The sequence below is a fragment of the uncultured Corynebacterium sp. genome, from assembly GCF_902782855.1.
In the GTDB taxonomy this organism is placed as follows: Bacteria; Actinomycetota; Actinomycetes; order Mycobacteriales; family Mycobacteriaceae; genus Corynebacterium.
Genome location: NZ_CACZOO010000089.1, coordinates 1 through 16836 on the forward strand (window position 1 = coordinate 1; position 16836 = coordinate 16836).

Consider the following 16836-nt stretch of genomic DNA (forward strand, 5'->3'; position numbering starts at 1 on the left):
ACGCCGGGGGCGACGGCGGCACCGGCGGCGGACAGGGCGCCCGCCGCGATCCTCGAGGACTCGCGCATCGCCTCGACAACCTCGGGGGTCTGCACCCAGGGCTCACCGATGTTCTCACGGACCTCGTCCTTCCAGGCATACTCCGGGCGCTCGATGGCGGCAGGAACGGTGCGGACGGGGGTCTGGTGTCCAGGGGTAAGCGGTGCTCTTGTCATGACAGTCCAGACTACTCCGCCGCCTCTGCGACGCTGTCCAGGGCGGTGAAGAACCGCTGGGTCACCGCCACGGAGTGCTCCGATCCGCCACCACCGACGATGAGGGTTGCGAAAGCGAGGTCACCGCGGTACCCGGCGAACCAGGCGTGCGAGCCGCCGTCGTACTCGGCCTCACCGGTCTTCGCGTAGATCTCACCGGACCCGGAGATCGCCCGGCCCGACCCGCTGGTCACCACTGCGCGCATCATGTCACGCAGGTTGTCGAGGACGTGCGGGTCCAGCGGGTCACCTTCGACGGCGGTGTCACCGTCAGCGTCCTTCGTCGTACCGGTTCCGGTCTCCAGCAGGGTCGGAACCGGCGTCCGGCCGTGCGCGACCGTGGCGGCGACGAGCGCCATGCCGAAGGGACTCGCCAGGTCGAGCCCCTGACCGTAGCCGGACTCGGTCCGGTCCAGCATCACATCGCCTGCCGGCACCGACCCGGTGAGCGTGGTCAGGCCGGGGATCTCGTAGTCCCGGCCGAGACCGAACCCTCCGGCGATGTCCCTGAGCCGCCCCGCCGGCAGGTTCGTGGAGACCTCGGCGAAAGTGGTGTTGCAGGACTGGGCGAAGGCGTTGCGCAGTGTGGTCGTGCCCAGGGAGAAGGAGTTGTAGTTGGTCACGGTGCGTCCACCGAGGTTGATCGTCGAGGGGCAGCCCACCATCGAGTCTGCGGTGAGGTCCTGGTCTGCGACGCCGGCGGCGGCGGTGATCATCTTGAAGGTCGACCCGGGAGGGAACTGGCCGTTCAGTGCGAGGTCACCCTCCTTGTCTGCCTCGGGGGTCTGGGCGACGGCGAGAATCTCGCCGGTCGACGGGCGTATCACCACCATCATCGCTTGGGCGTCGTCGCGGGTGCCGACCGCCTGCTGGGCGGCGTTCTGCACTTCCTTCGACAGACTGACCTTCACCGCGGACGCCGGGGACGCCGGCGAGGAATCGACGGACCCGACCGCCGCCCCACCGCTGGTGGCCTTGACGATCTCCCAACCGTCGACCCCTCTGAGGTCGTCGCCGACCAGGCCTGAGACCCGTGACAGGATGTCCGGGGCGAATCCGGGGTCCGGTCGCACCATCGTCGGCTCATCGTTGAACTCCACCCCGTCGACGCTCCCGAGGGCGTCACGGACCTGTGCCCCGACCGGGTCGGCGAGGACGGCGACGGAGTAGACGCCGCCGGCGTCCCTCGCGTCCTCCGCCACCCGGTCGGGGTCGATGGTGGGCACCGCCGCGTCACGGGCGTGCGCCGACTCGAGGGCCGCGGCGATCCCGCGCATGGTGGTCCGCAGGTCGGCGAGACTGCCGTACTTCCCGGTGTCGACCTTGATCCGCCACTGCAGTCCCGGAGTGAGCAGCACCGCACCGTCGGAACCGACGACATCGGCTGTCGTCGCCTCGACCCTGCGCAGCTCCAGATGCTGGCCGTTACCGAGGTCCGGGTGCAGTACCGACGGAACCCACCGGACCGTCCAGTCGTCACCGGTCTTCGTGGCGGTGAGGACGGCGTCATAGGTGAAGTCACGCTCCCCCGGCAGATCCCAGTCCAGGGTGTAGGACGCCGTGGCAACCTCACCGTCGGTGTGGACGTCGTGGAGGGTGGCATCGAGCCCCTCAGCCTGCAGGCCGTTCCAGGTCGCATCGATGTCCGTGGCCGCGTTCGCCACGGAGTCCGTACCGGCCGCCGCCGCATCGACGTCACGGTCCCCGAGGTCTCCGAGGAAGTCGCTGACCGCGTCCTCGGCACTGTCCGGACGCGGCGTGCAGGACGCGAGGCTCACCCCCAGCCCCGCGACGACGACGGTGGCGGCAACCGTGGTCGCCAGAACGCGGGACGGCCGGGTGTCACAGCGGGGGGAGCGGGTGGGGCGCATGACCACCGAGGTTACCAACGGGGCGCCGTGACCCGGGGATACCGCGCCGGCGGGTCCTGCGGACCCCGCGTCACCGGCGCGTCAGAACAGCTGCACGGGGTTGACCACGTCGGCGACGATGACCGTGAGCCCGAAGACCATGAGGATCGCGGCGACGGCGTAGGTGACCGGCAGCAGCCGGGTGTAGTCAGCCGGTCCACCGGGCGCCAGGCCCCGCCGGCGACGGAACCAGTCCCGGATCTTCTCGTACACCACCACGACCGCATGCCCGCCGTCCATCGGTGGCAGCGGTACGAGATTGAAGGCGGCGAGGAAGAAGTTGAGGTTCGCCAGCAGCAGCAGGAAAGCCATCCACTGGTCGTGCTGGACGAGCTCTCCACCGGCCCGCGACGCTCCCACGACACTCACCGGGGAGTCATCGGCCCGGGCACCACCGAAGATGGACTCCACCACCGGCCAGTAACGCGACGGCAGGTCGACCAACGCCTTGGCGGTCTCGGTGACAATGTACCCGGAGTAGTGCACTGTACCGGGCACGGCGGTGAGCGGGTTGTAGTCCACCAGCTCGGAGTTCGGGTTGTCGATCCGCATACCGATCGCACCGGTGAGCACGTGGTCACCGGACCGTGTCAACCGTTCCACGATCTCCACCTGGAGGTCGAGGCTGGTTTCCCGGCCGTCCCGCTCGACGGTGGCGGGCACGGTGACACGGTCCCCGGCGACCGAACCGGCGTCCGCGGCGCCCTTCCCGACGCTGTCGAGTTCCTCGACCATCGCCGGGAAGTCGTCGACGGCGACCCCGTCGACGGAGGTGACCCTGTCACCGACCAGCAGGCCGGAGTCCGCCGCCGGGCCCGCGCCCCCGCAGACGCCGTTGCCGTCGTCGGCCTTGGCGTCCGCCACGGTCGCCGGGGTGCACATGGTCTCGGCGACGACTGCGGGGGCCGGGCCACCGGAAGTCTGGGGCAGTCCCCAAGTCACCGCGACGCCGAAGATGATCGCCATCGCCAGGACGATGTTCACCCCGATGCCCGCGAGCATCACGAGGATCCGCTGCCACCCCGGCCGGTCGACCATGAGGTACGGCTTCTCGTCCTCGGTGTACGGGTCCAGGGCGGTCATACCGGCGATATCGCAGAAGCCGCCGAAGGGCACGGCCTTGAACCCGTACTCGGTGTGCCCCTTCGTCGTCGACCACAGTGTCGGGCCGAAACCGATGAAGTAGCGGCGCACCCGCATACCGAAGCCGCGGGCGGCGAACATGTGTCCGGCCTCGTGCAGGGCGATGGAGGCCGCGATCCCCAGCGCGAAGAGGAGGACGCCTAGTGCGTAGTCCACGACACCATCCTCTCATGGGCTGCGGCACGGGCGGAACGCTCCGCCTCCAGCACATCGTCGAGGTCGCGGGGTCGGGTCGTGAACCGCGCACAGTCGTCGAGGACCGCGGCGACCGTGTCGACGATCCGGGGGAAGCTCAGCGTCCCCGCAAGAAACTCGACGGCGGCCTCCTCGTTGGCCGCGTTGTAGACCGCCGGCATGCACCCACCGGCGGCCACGGCCTCCCGGGCGAGCCGGACCGCGGGGAACACAGTGTCATCCAGAGGTTCGAAACTCCAGGTCGACGCCTCGGCAAAGGACAGCGTCGGTGTCGCCCCCGGCACCCGGCCGGGCCAGCCGAGCGCCAGTGAGATCGGCAACCGCATCGACGGGGTCGACGCCTGGGCGATCGTCGCCCCGTCGGTGAAGGTGACCATCGAGTGCACCAGCATCTCCGGGTGCACGGTGACCTCGATCCGTTCCGCAGGGACGTCGAAGAGCAGGGACGCCTCGATGACCTCGAGCCCCTTGTTCACCATCGTCGCGGTGTTGAGGGACCTCATCTGCCCCATCGACCAGGTCGGATGGCACCTCGCGTCCAGGGGGGTGACCGGTTCGAGTTGCTCGCGTGTCCAGCCGCGGAACGGGCCACCGGAGGCGGTGAGGACCAGGGACGCCACCTCGTCGCGGGAACCGGCGCGCAGGCACTGGGCGATCGCGGAGTGCTCGGAGTCCACCGGCACGAGCTGCCCCCCGGACGCGGTCTCCAGCACCAGGTCACCACCGGCGACGAGAGACTCCTTGTTCGCGAGCGCGAGGCGGACGTCACCCTGGAGCGTGGCGAGGGTCGCGTCGAGGCCGAGTGAACCGACGAGGGCGTTGAGGACGACGTCACATCCGAACTCGCCCGCCTGCTCGACGAGACGACGGGGGGAATGTGTGCCCCGGATGACGTGACCGTCGAGCTCCCGGTCGAGCAGGTCGGCGGCGACGTCACTGGCCACCGCGACATGCGACGGGGCGAGGCAGAACCTCCGTGCCTGTTCAAGAAGGAGTTCTGGGCGCGAACCCTGGGCGGACACCCCGACGAGCTCAAACAGGTCGGGATTGTCCGCGATGATGTCCAGGGCCTGTGTGCCGATGGATCCGGTGCTGCCGAGCACCATTACACGCGTTTTCACCCGGACCATTGTTCCACGGACGGCTGCACGGGGGCTGTGAAGGGTCACGACTGCCCCGAAGGGGTCCCCACCGCACCATCAACTACCCCTTGGTGCCCCCGGCATTCCGGGTGATGTTCGTTCCCGCGCGGGCGATGTGCAACAATGGGGGCACCAAATCTGGCAGGTGACTACTGCCACGTACTTCAGGAGGATCTCGAAGTGGCTGACCACGGCACGAAGGTCGAAGTGTACAAGGGTGTTTCCACCGAGGATGAGCCGTCCGCCGCGTGGGGCTGGCACCAGTTCCCGCGGAAGACCACGATCATCATCGGTTACGTCGCCGGAGTCTGCATGTTCGGATTCCTCTTCGGTAACCACCACGGCAAGGTCGAGGACATCTACGTGGTCGTGCTCGGTCTGGCCGTCCTCGTCGGCGTGACCCTCTACGCCCGGCACTCCGCACCGAACCGGAAGCTCCACCCCAACCGCACCACGGTGACCTCACACAACAAGCCGGCCGGTCACATCGAGCCGAACTGGGTCGAGGAACAGAACACCCTCACCGGTCGCTTCGGTGACCTCACCACCGCCGAACTGCGTGCCTGGAACCTCCCCGGCGTCGGTGTCGACGGCGTGGAGAACGTCCCCACCCCGCCGCACGGTCTGGCCCACAAGTAGGTCCGACGGTCATCGGCTCAGCCGGCCGGGGGTAGATCCGGCCGGGCCCCACCCCGACCACCACGCTCCACGCGCGGTGGTCGGGGGTTTCTGCGCTCCGGGCCCTACTGTGGGGCCCTACTGTGGGGCCCTACTGTGTGGGAGCCTACCGCTCCTCGGCGGCGAGCTGGCCACAGGCCGCGGCGATCTCCTGACCGCGTGTGTCACGCACAGTGCAGGCGACGCCCTGCGCATTGACACGACGGACGAACTCGTCCTGCACCGGCCTCGGGGACGCGTCCCACTCCGAACCAGGTGTCGGGTTCAACGGGATGAGGTTGACGTGCACCTGGTTGCCCAGCTTCTTCTTCAGGCGCCTGCCCAGCAGGTCAGCCCGCCACGGCTGGTCGTTGACCTCCCTGATGAGCGCGTATTCGATGGACACCCGCCGACCCGAGCTCTCGGCGTAGTATGCCGCGGCGTCGAGCACCTCGTCGATGGCCCACCGGTTGTTGACCGGGACGAGCGTGTCCCGCAGTTCGTCGTCCGGGCAGTGCAGACTCACCGCCAGGCGCATGTGCATGCCTTCGTCCGCCAGGCGGCGTATCGCCGGGGCCAGGCCCACGGTGGACACGGTGATGTTGCGTTGGGAGATGCCGAAGCCCTCCGGCGACGGCGAGGTGATCCGCCTGATCGCCGCGACGACGCGTCTGTAGTTGGCCAGCGGCTCACCCATACCCATGAAGACGATATTCGACAGGCGGCCTTCGCCACCCTCGACGTCACCGTCGCGCATGGACTTCGCCGCGGCTCGGACCTGCTCGACGATCTCCGCGGTGGACAGGTTACGGTCCAGTCCGCCCTGACCGGTGGCGCAGAAGGGGCAGGCCATACCGCAGCCGGCCTGGGAGGAGATGCACAGCGTCGCCCGGTCAGGGTAACGCATCAGGACGGACTCCAGCAGGGTCCCGTCATGCAGCTTCCACAGGGTCTTCCTGGTCTGTCCGTCGTCACAGGCAATGTGGCGCACCGGGTCCATCAGCGTCGGGAACAGGGCGTCCCTCACCGACGGACGCAGGCCCTCCGGCAGATCGGTCATCGCCATGGGATCACCCTCGAGGCGGCCATAGTACTGCCGGGCGATCTGGTTGGCCCGGAAGCCGGGGAGACCGGCGTCCTTCAGTGTGGCCCTGACCTCCTCATCGGTGAGATCGGCCAGGTGGGTCGGGGGCATGCCGCGGGTCGGGGCACGGAACTGCAGTTGTAAGGGTTCAGCCATGATTGGCCCATTATTGCACTTCACCGGGGGGTCAGACACATCGTGACGCGTCCCGCACACCGCAGGACCGGCGGGACGCCTATGATGGGGCGCCATGACGAACAAGGATCAGGGACTGCCTGAGGGGCAGTCCCCCACCAAGGACATCCCCGTCTCCCCCGACCCCACGGTCGGCGATGACCCGGCGGATGCCGCGCCCTCCACCGCGCCCTCCGCCGACACCGGTGGTTCCGACGCCACCACCACGGGGGACGACGCCCCCCGTCCGTCTCCCCCGGGCCGGGATGTCACCCGCACTGTGGCGGGATCAACCTGGGTCGCACTGATCATCGGGGCGGTGGTCCTCGTCCTGCTGCTGGTGTTCATCCTGCAGAACGGCCACAGTGCCGAGCTCACGGTCTTCTTCTGGACCTGGAACTTCCCGATCGGCGTCGGCATGCTCATCGCTGCAGTCGGCGGTGCACTGGTGGCGGCCAGTATCGGCACGGTCCGGATCATCCAGCTGCGGCACCAGGTGAAGGGCGGGAAGTGACCCGCCCGGGCAACCGGGCACTGCCATCCGGGGCACTCCCCCGGGTCGTTCCGGGTCGTTCCGGGTCGTTCTAGGACACGGTGTTCAGCATGACCCAGGTCAGCATCGCAGCGGGCAGCATGCCGTCGATGCGGTCCATGATGCCGCCGTGCCCCGGGATCATCGCCGACATGTCCTTGATCCCCAGGTCCCGCTTGAACTGGGACTCCACCAGGTCACCGAGGACAGCGCACAGCGACAGTCCGGCGCCGAGGGCGAGCCCGGCAAGGTAGTGCACCGGCTCCCGGTACTTCAGCAGGGTCACCATGCAGATCATTCCGACGACCGCCGCGAAGATGACGGACCCGGCGAAGCCCTCCCAGGACTTCTTCGGGCTGATCGCCGGTGCCATCGGGTGACTGCCGAAGAATACCCCGGAGGCGTATCCACCCACGTCGGAGGCGACGACACACAGCATGAAAGTGGCGATGAACGCCCAGCCCGAGACATCGTCCCGGGAGATCAGTGAGAGCATCGCCCCGAACCCCCCGCACAACGGGATCCAGATGAGGACGAAAAGGGAGACGCCTGCGTCCCGCAGCCAGTTCTCCGGCTTCACGGTCCGACCGTGGTGGAACAGCCGCGCGACGACCGTCACCAGGGCGGACACCCCGAAGGCGGACAGGAGTCCGGTCGCCCCGAAGGGCCAGGACAGCCAGATGATCGCCTGACCACCCAGCAGGAGAACGGGGAACTGGACATCGTAGCCGTGTTCTCCGAGGCGACGGGTGACCTCCCATGTGGCCAGGGCCATGGCGACCGCGATGAGCGGATACCACGCGTAAGGGATCACCAGGCAGGCGATCACCAGGGCACCGAGGCCCACCCCGACGCTGATGGCGACGGGCAGGGAGCGTCCGGCGGAATTCTTCGGCTGCGGAAGATGTCTCCGGCCGGAATCAGGATGGGAGTCCACTAGACCTCCATCAGCTCCTTTTCCTTGGCCGCTACGACACCGTCGACCTGTGCGACGTAGTCCTGGGTGATCTTGTCGAGCTCCTTCTCGGCGGCCTTCACCTCATCCTCGCCGGCCTCGCCGTCCTTCTGGATCTTCTGCAGGGCGTCCATGCCCCTGCGGCGGATATTGCGGATGGAGATTTTGGCGTCCTCCCCCTTGCCGCGCGCAACCTTCACCAGGTCCCGACGACGCTCCTCGGTGAGCTGCGGAATGGTGACACGCAGCACCTGACCGTCGTTCGTGGGGTTGACGCCGAGATCGGAGTTGCGGATCGCGTTCTCGATCTCCTGCATCACCGACATCTCGTAGGGCTTGATGATGAGCATCCTCGGCTCCGGGACACTGATCGTCGCCATCTGGGTGATCGGGGTGCGTGCGCCGTAGTACTCGGCGAAGACGCCGTTGAACATCGCGGGGTTCGCCCGGCCGGTACGGATGGTGGTCAGGTCCTCCCGCACATGCTCCACGGAGCGGCTCATGTGGTCTTCGGCGTCGAGCAGGGTGTCGTCAATCATGGGAAGGTCCTCGTCCTCGGATAGGTTTTCTACGGTGAATGTACCAGGTTACCGGGGCGGCCCCGGTCGAAAGTGTGTGGGTCAGCCCTGTACGGAGGGGGTGGAGACCAGGGTGCCGATCCGTTCGCCGGCGACCGCACGGGCGATGTTCCCCTCGGTGAGCAGGTTGAAGACGAGCATCGGCATCCGGTTGTCCATGCACAGGCTGAAGGAGGTGGCGTCGGCGACCTTGAGCCCCCGCTCGATGACCTCGCCGTGGCTGATCTCCGTGAAGAGCTCCGCCTCCGGGTTGGTTCGGGGGTCGTCACTGTAGACGCCGTCGACGGCCTTGGCCATGAGCAGTACCTCACAGCCGATCTCCAGCGCACGCTGCGCCGCTGTCGTGTCCGTGGAGAAGTACGGCAGGCCCATGCCGGCGCCGAAGATCACCACGCGTCCCTTCTCCAGGTGACGCACGGCGCGCAACGGCAGATACGGCTCCGCGACCTGTGCCATGTTGATGGAGGTCTGGACGCGGGTGTCGATGCCCTGCTTCTCGAGGAAGTCCTGCAGTGCCAGGCAGTTCATGACCGTGCCGAGCATGCCCATGTAGTCCGACCGTGCGCGGTCCATCCCCCGCTGCTGCAGTTCGGCGCCACGGAAGAAGTTGCCGCCGCCGATGACCACGGCGATCTCCGCGCCGGTCCGGGCGACCTCTGCGATCTGCCGGGCGACGTTCTCGACGACGTCGGGGTCCACCCCCACCCTGCCGCCACCGAACATCTCCCCGCCGAGCTTGAGCATCACCCGCTTGAAGCCGGGTCGTCGGTCGGAATTCTCGCTGGCAGTCACCGTGGGATCTCCTTGGAAGGTCGGGGGAGGAAGGGGTCTGGCATGTAGCCCGGTGGTCCATCCTAGCCTGCCGGGGGAACGTCCGTGCGACCGCCACGGGGGTACCGCACTGCCAGGGGAACCCGGGTAGACACACGACGGCACCCGCCGTCCCCCGGGGAGTCCGGGCGACGGCGGGTGCCGTGGAAGAGCCGTGAGCCGCTAGTGCTGGCCGACCTCGAAGCGGACGAAACCGGTGAGGGTCACGCCGGCGGCGTCGAGGACCTGCTTGACGGTCTTCTTGGACTCCGTGACGGAGGGCTGGTCCAGGAGGCAGACATCCTTGAAGAAGCCCTTGAGGCGGCCTTCGACGATGTTCGGGATGATCTTCTCCGGCTTGCCCTCTTCACGGGCGGTGGCGGCGGCGATCTCCCGCTCCTTGGCCTTGACCTCGTCCGGGACCTCGGCGTCGGTCAGGTACTGGGCCTTGAGCGCGGCGACCTGCATGGCGGCGCCCTTGGCAGCGGCTTCGTCGTCACCGGTGTAGGCGACGAGCACGCCGACGGCCGGCGGCAGGTCGGCGGAACGGTGGTGCAGGTAGACGGCGACCTTGTCACCCTCGAGGGTGACGGCGCGACGCAGCTGCAGCTTCTCACCGATCTTGGCGGAGAGCTCATCGAGAGCCTCCTGGGCGGTCCTGCCGTCGACGGTGACCTGGGCGAGCTCCTCGGCGGAGTTGGCCTTGGCCACGGCGGCGGCCTCGGCGACGTGGTTCGCGAAGGCGATGAACTCCTCGGTCTTCGCGACGAAGTCGGTCTCCGAGTTGATCTCGATCATCGTGGCACCGGAGACGGCGATCAGCCCCTCGGCGGCGGTGCGCTCGGCCCGCTTTCCGACGTCCTTGGCACCCTTGATGCGAAGGATCTCGACAGCCTTCTCGAAGTCGCCTTCGGCCTCGTCGAGAGCCTTCTTGCAGGCCATCATGCCGGAGCCGGTGAGCTCGCGGAGCTTCTTGACATCAGCGGCGGTGTAGTTCGCCATGTGTGGCGTTCCTCCTTGTGCGTGGTTGGAGGGTCGGGGTGTCAGTGTGTGTCCCCGACCGGTTCTACCTGGTGGGGGTACTACTCGGCAGAGGGGGCGGCCTCTTCGGCCTTGACCTCTGCCTCGGCGATCTCGGCGGCGTTCTCGGAGTTCTCCTGCTCAGCCTCGACGACGACGGCGGCGACCTCGGCGTCGCCGGCGGTCTCCTTCGCGGCGGCGGCCTGGCGCTCGGCGCGGACCTTACGGCCCTCCTCGACGGCGGAGGAGATGACGGAGGTCAGCAGGTTGGTGGCGCGGATGGCGTCGTCGTTCCCCGGGATCGGGAAGTCGACGACGTCGGGGTCGCAGTTGGTGTCGAGGATGGCGACGACCGGGATGTTGAGCTTCTTGGCCTCGGCGACCGCGATGTGCTCCTTGTTGGTGTCGACGATCCACAGCGCGGACGGGACCTTGGACATGTCCGCGATGCCGCCCAGGACCCGCTCAAGCTTGTTGCGCTCGCGGGTCAGCATGAGGATTTCCTTCTTGGTGCGGCCGGCGTAGCCGTCCTCGGCCGCCTCCATGGCCTGCAGCTCCTTGAGGCGGTGGAGACGCTTGGCGACAGTCTGGAAGTTGGTGAGCATGCCGCCGAGCCAACGGTGGTTGACGTAGGGCATGCCGACGCGCTCGGCCTCGGAGGCGATACCTTCCTGGGCCTGCTTCTTGGTGCCGACGTAGAGGATGTTTCCGCCGTGGGCGACGGTCTCCTTGACGAACTCGTAGGCCTCGTCGATGAAGGTCAGCGTCTGCTGGAGATCGATGATGTAGATGCCGTTACGGTCGGTGAAGATGAAACGACGCATCTTCGGGTTCCACCGACGGGTCTGGTGACCGAAGTGGACGCCGGCGTCCAGCAGTTCTCGCATGGTGACAACAGCCATGTGTGGTTCAGGGGAGCACGCTGCCCGGGCGCCGCTTCCGGTGCCGGGTGCCTCTCCCCTTCCTCGCTTTCGAAAGTCTAGGGGTGACGGTTTTCTCGGCCGGGTGCGCCGCGTCCTCGTGACGTGGTCGTACACCGGCTGACCTGGCAGGTATCCCGGATTGTCCCCGCCCAGTAAACCCTCCTTGAAGCAGGAGGGCACCGTTGACGGACGGGCCTTGTTCGGATCACGCTGAACCTGCGCGATGTCAGCACACCTGGACCTGTGTCCGTGAATGGTGCGGGGCCTGCACCGACCGGCCTCTGCGTGTGAGGTGACGATCCGCGCGACAGTCCCGCCGACCACCGGCCGGGCATACTGCAGAGTGCGACTCTACCCTGGCCATCCGGTTTCGCCAAGTCCCCGCAGCACCTGTGGACAACGTCGCCGGGGTTGTCCACATTTCCCGGACCCCCTGGCGGTGAGGTCGACTGTCCGTCACGATGGGAAGATGTCCGTCACGACCGTACCGTCCCGCCGCAGATTCCCTGTCGTCGTTCCGCTCCGGCGCCTGTCCCGGGCCCGGATCCCCGGCCCGGCCCGCGCGGCGGGCGCGGCGGGCGCGGCGTTGACTGTTGCACTGGGCATGGGTCTCGTCACGGTGCCTGCCGCCGCAGCGCCGGGATCGTCACCGGTCGCGGGCCATGTCCGCCCGGTGCCCGGTACCGTCCTCGTCCCGGCCGACATCCCCGCGCAGAACTGGATGCCCGGCCACCGCGGCGTCGATCTGGATGCCGCACCCGGCACCCCGGTCAGGTCCGGCGCCGCAGGCACGGTGCGTTTCGCGGGCGTTGTCGCGGGGACACCGACCGTGTCCGTGGACCACGGCAACGGCCTGCGCACCACCTATGAACCGGTTCTCGCACGGGTCGGGCCCGGCGATACGGTGGGCCGGGGTGATGTTCTCGGTATCCTGGCCGATGGTGCGGCACTGCCGGAGAGCGCCCGGCGCGACCCGGGTCTGCACTGGGGTGCGGTGCAGGGGCCACCGGTGGCAGAGCCGGAGCGTTACGTCGATCCCCTGACGCTGCTGGGTCCGGTGCGGGTGCGGCTGTGGCGGTGAGGCTGGTTCAGTCCACGGAACCGGACCGGGGATGTGCCCGCCGGTAGACGGCGCGTAGTCGCTCGTTTCCGACGTGGGTGTAGATCTGGGTCGTGTTCATGGAACTGTGCCCGAGCAGCTGCTGAACGACGCGCAGGTCCGCACCCCCGTCGAGGACTGCGGTGGCTGCGGAGTGACGCAGACCGTGTGGGGCGATCTCCGGCACTCCCGCCCCACCGGTGGCGTGGTGGACGATGGTGCGGACCTGCCGTACGTCGATGCGTCCGCCTCTGGTGCCGAGGAACAGGGCCGGCTGTGCCGGACGGGAGGGGTCCCCGGCCTGTCCGGCGGTCGGCAGCAGCGCGGTGCGCACCGCGAGCCATTCACGGAGCGCGGCCTCCACGGTATGGCCGAAGGGGACGACCCTGGTCTTGTCACCCTTGCCGACCACCCGGAGGCTGCGCGCCCCGGGGTCCCCGTTACCGCCGAGGTCACGGACGTCAGCGCCCGCGAGTTCGGAGACGCGGATGCCGGTGGCGTAGAGGACCTCGAGTATCGCCCAGTCACGGACGTCCCTGGGTGTGGAGCCCGGGTCGCCGTCGGCGGCCGCCCGGTGGGCATGCGACTTCGCCCGCTCGAGGACTCCCTGGACCTGGTCGTCCCGCAGCACCCGCGGCAGGCTTCGGGTGGTCTTCGGGGTCTGCAGTCCGGCTGCGGGGTTGACCCGCAGGGCGCCGGTGTGGACGAGCCAGGCGCCGAAGCCGCGCAGGCTTGAGGCGATGCGGGCGAGGGTGGCTTTCGCGTCACCGTTCTCCACCGCCCAGTCCAGGACGTCACGGCAGTGGTCGAGGGTGAAACCGTCCAGGGAGTCCACGGTCTCGAAGGCTGCCCGCAGGTCAGCGCCGTAGGCGCGGACCGTGTTGGCCGAGCGGCCTTTGACGAGTTCGAGGTACTCCAGGTAGCCGTCGACGGCCCGAGCCATGTCGGTGCACTCGCTGGAACTCATGTGGCCAGAGTAGACCACTGTGCTTGAAGGTGACTGGTCACCTGTCGTTCTTCACCCAGCGGTCCCCTCGACGCACCACGAGACCGGTGCCTTCCAACTCACCGACGGTACGGACCACCGCGTTCACCGGCAGACCGGTCTCCGCGGCGATCTGTTCCAGCCGTCCGGTGTCGTCGGAGCCGATTCCGCAGGCGTCGAACACGGCGAGCTGGTCACGGCTGAGCTGCTGTACCGGGCTGGCGGTGAACTCCAGATCGAGTTGCAGGTCCGGGTCCACGCTGCCGATCGGCTCGAGGATCTCCCGTACCTCCGTGGTCGTGGTGACCAGGGTCCCCGCTCCGTCCCGGATGCGTCTGTGACAGCCGACGTACTGGGCGCAGTCCACCGGTCCGGGCAGCACCATGACGGGGCGGAGCATGGCGTCCGCCCAGTTCGCGGTGTTCACGGCCCCGGAGCGGTGCCCCGCTGCGAGCAGGACGGTCCCCCTGGTCAGTGCCGCGACCAGTCGGTTCCGGGTGAGGAACCGGTGGCGGGCGGGTCGGGTCATCGGCGGATACTCTGTGACGACCAGGCCGTGGTGCGCGATGCGCCGGAACAGGTCCTCATTCACCCGCGGGTAGATCTCCCCCGGCCCACCGGCGGCCACGGCCACGGTGGTCCCCGACGCCTCCAGGGTGCCGCGGTGGGCGGCGGTGTCGATGCCCACCGCCCCGCCGGAGACGACAGTGTACCCGGCCCCGGCGAGTTCCCCGGCGAAGCGGTGGGTGGTGCGGTTACCGTAGGTCGTCGACGAACGTGTACCCACCAGCGCGACACTGCGTTCCACCGTCGGCGCCAGCTCCGCCGGACCACATGCCCACAGGGCGAACGGTCGGGCCGCCCGACCACGCACGCCCGGATCACCGCCGGTCCCACGACCGGCGGCACCGCCGGGGTCCGCCGGACCGGTCAGATCCCCGGTCACCCCGAACGACTCCTCGAGCCGGCGGGTCGGCCACTCCGCATCATCCGGGGTGATCAGCCGCCACCGGTTCGCCCGCGCCCACTGCAGATCCGCAGTCGCCTGCTGCGTCACCTGCGAGGTCCGCTCCACCGTGAGCCCCTGCAGACCGGCGGGCAGGGACGGATCCCCCTCACGCAGCATCTCGACCAGTTGCGTCACCCGGGCAGGAGCCTCAGCGTCCCCGTCAGGCCACAGCAGCCGCACCACATCGGTACGGGACGCCTCCACCAGTCGGCGCAGCACCGCCCAGGCGCGGACGCGTCTCCGGTCGCGCTGCTGCCCGTCGATGTTGACCACGGTCACTGTCCCACCCCCTCCACGGTCCCGGTGAACATCTCCACCGCGTCCATCACGTCTCCGACGCCCGGCCGGCGCCCGCCGGCGAGATCCGTCAAAGTCCACGCCACCCGGAGGCTGCGGTCCACCCCACGCTGTGACAGCACCCCGCGCCGCAACTGGTCCTCCAGGACCAGCATCGCCGCGTCCCCGGCGGGGAAGTCCCGTCGCAGCACCGGCCCCGGGACATCCGCCGTGGTACGCCAGGGCGGATCCTCCCGGCGCCCCGACCAGCGCGACACGGCACGGGCGCGGGCCTCGCAGACCCGATCCCGTACCACCGCCGAGCTCTCCGCAGAGTCCCCGCTGACTGTCGCCGACCGGTTTCCCCCGGTGGTGGCGGTGATGTCGATCCGGTCGCGCAGCGGACCCGAGATCCGCTGCAGGTATCTGTCACGCACCCCTCCCCGGCAGACGCACTCCGCCGGTTCCTCCGCCCCGCACGGACAGGGGTTCGAAGCGATGACGAGCTGGAACCGCGCCGGGAGGACGAGGGTGCGGCGGACCCGTTCGACCGACACGGTGCCGCGTTCCATCGGTACCCGCAGTCCCTCCAGCACCGGACGTGACACCTCCGGCGCCTCATCGAGGAAGAGGACGCCATGGTGGGCCAGACTCACCGCCCCGGGCCTGATCCGCCCCGATCCACCACCGGTCAGCGCCGGCAGGGTCAGGGACGGGTGTGGCGCGACGAACGGCCGGGTCCGGCGCCAGATTCCGTCGAGATCGCCCTTCTCCGCGGCGATGGAATGGACCGCCGCGGCCTCCAGCTGTTCGGTGTCGTCCAACGGCGGGAGGATCCCGGGGAGTCTCTCCGCCAACATGGACTTTCCGGAGCCCGGCGGACCCGACAGCCACAGGTGGTGTCCACCGGCCGCAGCGGTCTCCAGGGCACGGCGGGCCACCGGCTGCCCCGTGACCTCGCTGAGGTCCGGTACCGCTGCCCCGGTGTTCTCCGACGGCACGGGGACGGTGCCACCGGATTCCTCCCCGGTCGCCCACCTCACCAGTTGTGTCAGGTGGTCCAGCCCCGTGACCCGGATGCCGGGAACCCGCGACGCCTCGACGAGGTTGTCGGCGGGTACCGCGAGACGTGCCACCCCGGACTCCCGGGCGGCCAGCGCCATCGGCAGGACTCCAGAGACACCGCGCACCGTACCGTCGAGCCCGAGCTCACCGATGACGGCGGCGTCGGTGATGTCGGCGGGGTGGACCATCCCCTGGGCGGCGAGGATCGCCAGCACCATCGGCAGGTCGAAGCCTGACCCGGTCTTCGGCACCGACGCCGGGGACAGACTCACCACGACCCGCGACTTCGGCCACTGCAACCCACTGTTGATCACGGCGGAACGGACCCGGTCGCGGGCCTGGACGACTGCCGTGTCCCCCAGTCCGACGATGTTCATCCCCGGCAGCCCGCGACTGATGTCGCAGTCGACGGTGACGGGGATCCCGGTGAGCCCGTCGAGCCCCACACTGCGGGCCTGCCCCACCCGCACCGGCGACCGGTTGCTGACGGTGACCATCACTCCACCCCCTCGTAGTGGGTGATCTCCCCGGCCGTGATGTCCAGGACGTCGAAGCGCACCGTGCCGCAGGAGTCGGGGCCGCCGGGGTGATGCCCCGGATTCTGCTCGAGCCACCGCGCAGCCGCGACGCGCATGGCCCGGAGCTTCGCCGGGGTCACCGCTTCCGCCCCGACGCCGTAGCGGTCGTCGAGCCGCCATTTCACCTCCACGAACACCAGCGCCGGATGGTCCGGATGGTCGGGTGGGGTGCGCAGGATGATGTCCACCTCACCGCGGGCGGTGAAGAAGTTGCGTTCCAGCAGGATGTACCCGCGGGCGGTGAACCAGGCCGCTGCCTCGTCCTCCCCGGCGGCGCCCACTGTTCGGAGGTTGCGGGTCTTCGGTGTGTCTCGTGTCATGGGGGAACTGTGGCACGGCGCCGGGACGTCGCCGTCGCATCGGAGCGCAAAAGCCCAGGACCCTGTGGACAACCCGACCCTTGTGGACAGAGGCTCGCGGAACCGTGTCCGCACGGTCCGTTTCCCG

The 16836-nt window shown here is 68.9% G+C and carries 16 protein-coding genes and 1 pseudogene; 3 read left to right on the forward strand and 14 right to left on the reverse strand.

Features of this window, described 5'->3' with window-relative positions:
* The 4 genes and pseudogenes from QZV72_RS04125 to dxr form a co-directional block, all read right to left on the reverse strand.
* A pseudogene (locus QZV72_RS04125) lies at nucleotides 1–215 on the reverse strand (type I methionyl aminopeptidase); the annotation flags it as partial.
* 11 nt (nucleotides 216–226) lie between these two features.
* Entirely contained in the window at nucleotides 227–2125 is a 1899-nt protein-coding gene (locus QZV72_RS04130) for a penicillin-binding transpeptidase domain-containing protein (RefSeq protein ID WP_297005657.1), read from the reverse strand.
* Between the two features lie 81 nt (nucleotides 2126–2206).
* Nucleotides 2207–3463 carry an RIP metalloprotease gene (locus QZV72_RS04135; protein ID WP_297005658.1) on the reverse strand — a complete coding sequence of 419 codons (1257 nt, stop codon included), beginning with the start codon at nucleotides 3461–3463 and terminating at the stop codon, nucleotides 2207–2209.
* Nucleotides 3448–4632, reverse strand: coding sequence for a 1-deoxy-D-xylulose-5-phosphate reductoisomerase (gene dxr, locus QZV72_RS04140; protein ID WP_297005660.1), 1185 nt, complete (start codon nucleotides 4630–4632; stop codon nucleotides 3448–3450). The genes QZV72_RS04135 and dxr overlap by 16 nt, the downstream gene beginning before the upstream one ends.
* Nucleotides 4633–4824: 192 nt before the next feature.
* Between dxr and QZV72_RS04145 the strand changes: the two genes are divergently transcribed.
* A complete protein-coding gene (locus QZV72_RS04145) occupies nucleotides 4825–5283 on the forward strand; it encodes a DUF2631 domain-containing protein (protein ID WP_297005661.1) in 459 nt (152 codons plus the stop codon).
* Nucleotides 5284–5428: 145 nt separating this feature from the next.
* Here QZV72_RS04145 and rlmN read toward each other — a convergent pair whose 3' ends face one another.
* Nucleotides 5429–6541, reverse strand: coding sequence for a 23S rRNA (adenine(2503)-C(2))-methyltransferase RlmN (gene rlmN, locus QZV72_RS04150; protein WP_297005663.1), 1113 nt, complete (start codon nucleotides 6539–6541; stop codon nucleotides 5429–5431).
* 94 nt (nucleotides 6542–6635) lie between these two features.
* On the opposite strand from rlmN, the gene QZV72_RS04155 reads away from it, so the two are divergent.
* Nucleotides 6636–7073 carry a lipopolysaccharide assembly LapA domain-containing protein gene (locus tag QZV72_RS04155; RefSeq protein WP_297005665.1) on the forward strand — a complete coding sequence of 146 codons (438 nt, stop codon included), beginning with the start codon at nucleotides 6636–6638 and terminating at the stop codon, nucleotides 7071–7073.
* 70 nt (nucleotides 7074–7143) lie between these two features.
* On the opposite strand, the gene QZV72_RS04160 is transcribed toward QZV72_RS04155, so the two are convergent.
* The 5 genes from QZV72_RS04160 to rpsB all read right to left on the reverse strand — a co-directional run bounded on the left by QZV72_RS04160 (nucleotide 7144) and on the right by rpsB (nucleotide 11356).
* Nucleotides 7144–8028, reverse strand: a complete 885-nt coding sequence (locus QZV72_RS04160) for a phosphatidate cytidylyltransferase (RefSeq protein ID WP_297005667.1) — start codon at nucleotides 8026–8028, stop codon at nucleotides 7144–7146.
* The gene (gene frr / locus QZV72_RS04165) at nucleotides 8028–8585 is read right to left on the reverse strand and encodes a ribosome recycling factor (protein ID WP_297005669.1); all 558 of its coding nucleotides are present in this window, start codon (nucleotides 8583–8585) and stop codon (nucleotides 8028–8030) included. Before frr ends, QZV72_RS04160 begins: the two co-directional genes overlap by 1 nt.
* Before the next feature lie 81 nt (nucleotides 8586–8666).
* A complete protein-coding gene (gene pyrH, locus QZV72_RS04170) occupies nucleotides 8667–9368 on the reverse strand; it encodes a UMP kinase (RefSeq protein ID WP_297005681.1) in 702 nt (233 codons plus the stop codon).
* 249 nt (nucleotides 9369–9617) lie between these two features.
* On the reverse strand, nucleotides 9618–10436 hold the full coding sequence (gene tsf / locus QZV72_RS04175; protein WP_297005671.1) for a translation elongation factor Ts: 819 nt from the start codon (nucleotides 10434–10436) through the stop codon (nucleotides 9618–9620).
* A gap of 80 nt (nucleotides 10437–10516) precedes the next feature.
* Nucleotides 10517–11356 (reverse strand): 30S ribosomal protein S2, encoded by an 840-nt coding sequence (gene rpsB / locus QZV72_RS04180; protein ID WP_297005672.1) that lies wholly within the window; start codon nucleotides 11354–11356, stop codon nucleotides 10517–10519.
* Nucleotides 11357–11846: 490 nt separating this feature from the next.
* On the opposite strand from rpsB, the gene QZV72_RS04185 reads away from it, so the two are divergent.
* The gene (locus tag QZV72_RS04185; RefSeq protein ID WP_367119085.1) at nucleotides 11847–12458 is read left to right on the forward strand and encodes a murein hydrolase activator EnvC; all 612 of its coding nucleotides are present in this window, start codon (nucleotides 11847–11849) and stop codon (nucleotides 12456–12458) included.
* A gap of 7 nt (nucleotides 12459–12465) precedes the next feature.
* Here the strand turns inward: QZV72_RS04185 and QZV72_RS04190 are convergent, their stop codons facing one another.
* The 4 genes from QZV72_RS04190 to QZV72_RS04205 all read right to left on the reverse strand — a co-directional run bounded on the left by QZV72_RS04190 (nucleotide 12466) and on the right by QZV72_RS04205 (nucleotide 16709).
* Nucleotides 12466–13419, reverse strand: a complete 954-nt coding sequence (locus QZV72_RS04190; RefSeq protein ID WP_297005685.1) for a tyrosine recombinase XerC — start codon at nucleotides 13417–13419, stop codon at nucleotides 12466–12468.
* 61 nt (nucleotides 13420–13480) lie between these two features.
* Nucleotides 13481–14749, reverse strand: coding sequence for a DNA-processing protein DprA (gene dprA, locus QZV72_RS04195; RefSeq protein ID WP_297005674.1), 1269 nt, complete (start codon nucleotides 14747–14749; stop codon nucleotides 13481–13483).
* Nucleotides 14746–16308, reverse strand: a complete 1563-nt coding sequence (locus QZV72_RS04200; protein WP_297005676.1) for a YifB family Mg chelatase-like AAA ATPase — start codon at nucleotides 16306–16308, stop codon at nucleotides 14746–14748. Before QZV72_RS04200 ends, dprA begins: the two co-directional genes overlap by 4 nt.
* The gene (locus QZV72_RS04205; RefSeq protein WP_297005678.1) at nucleotides 16308–16709 is read right to left on the reverse strand and encodes a YraN family protein; all 402 of its coding nucleotides are present in this window, start codon (nucleotides 16707–16709) and stop codon (nucleotides 16308–16310) included. The genes QZV72_RS04200 and QZV72_RS04205 overlap by 1 nt, the downstream gene beginning before the upstream one ends.
* Nucleotides 16710–16836: the final 127 nt, after the last annotated feature.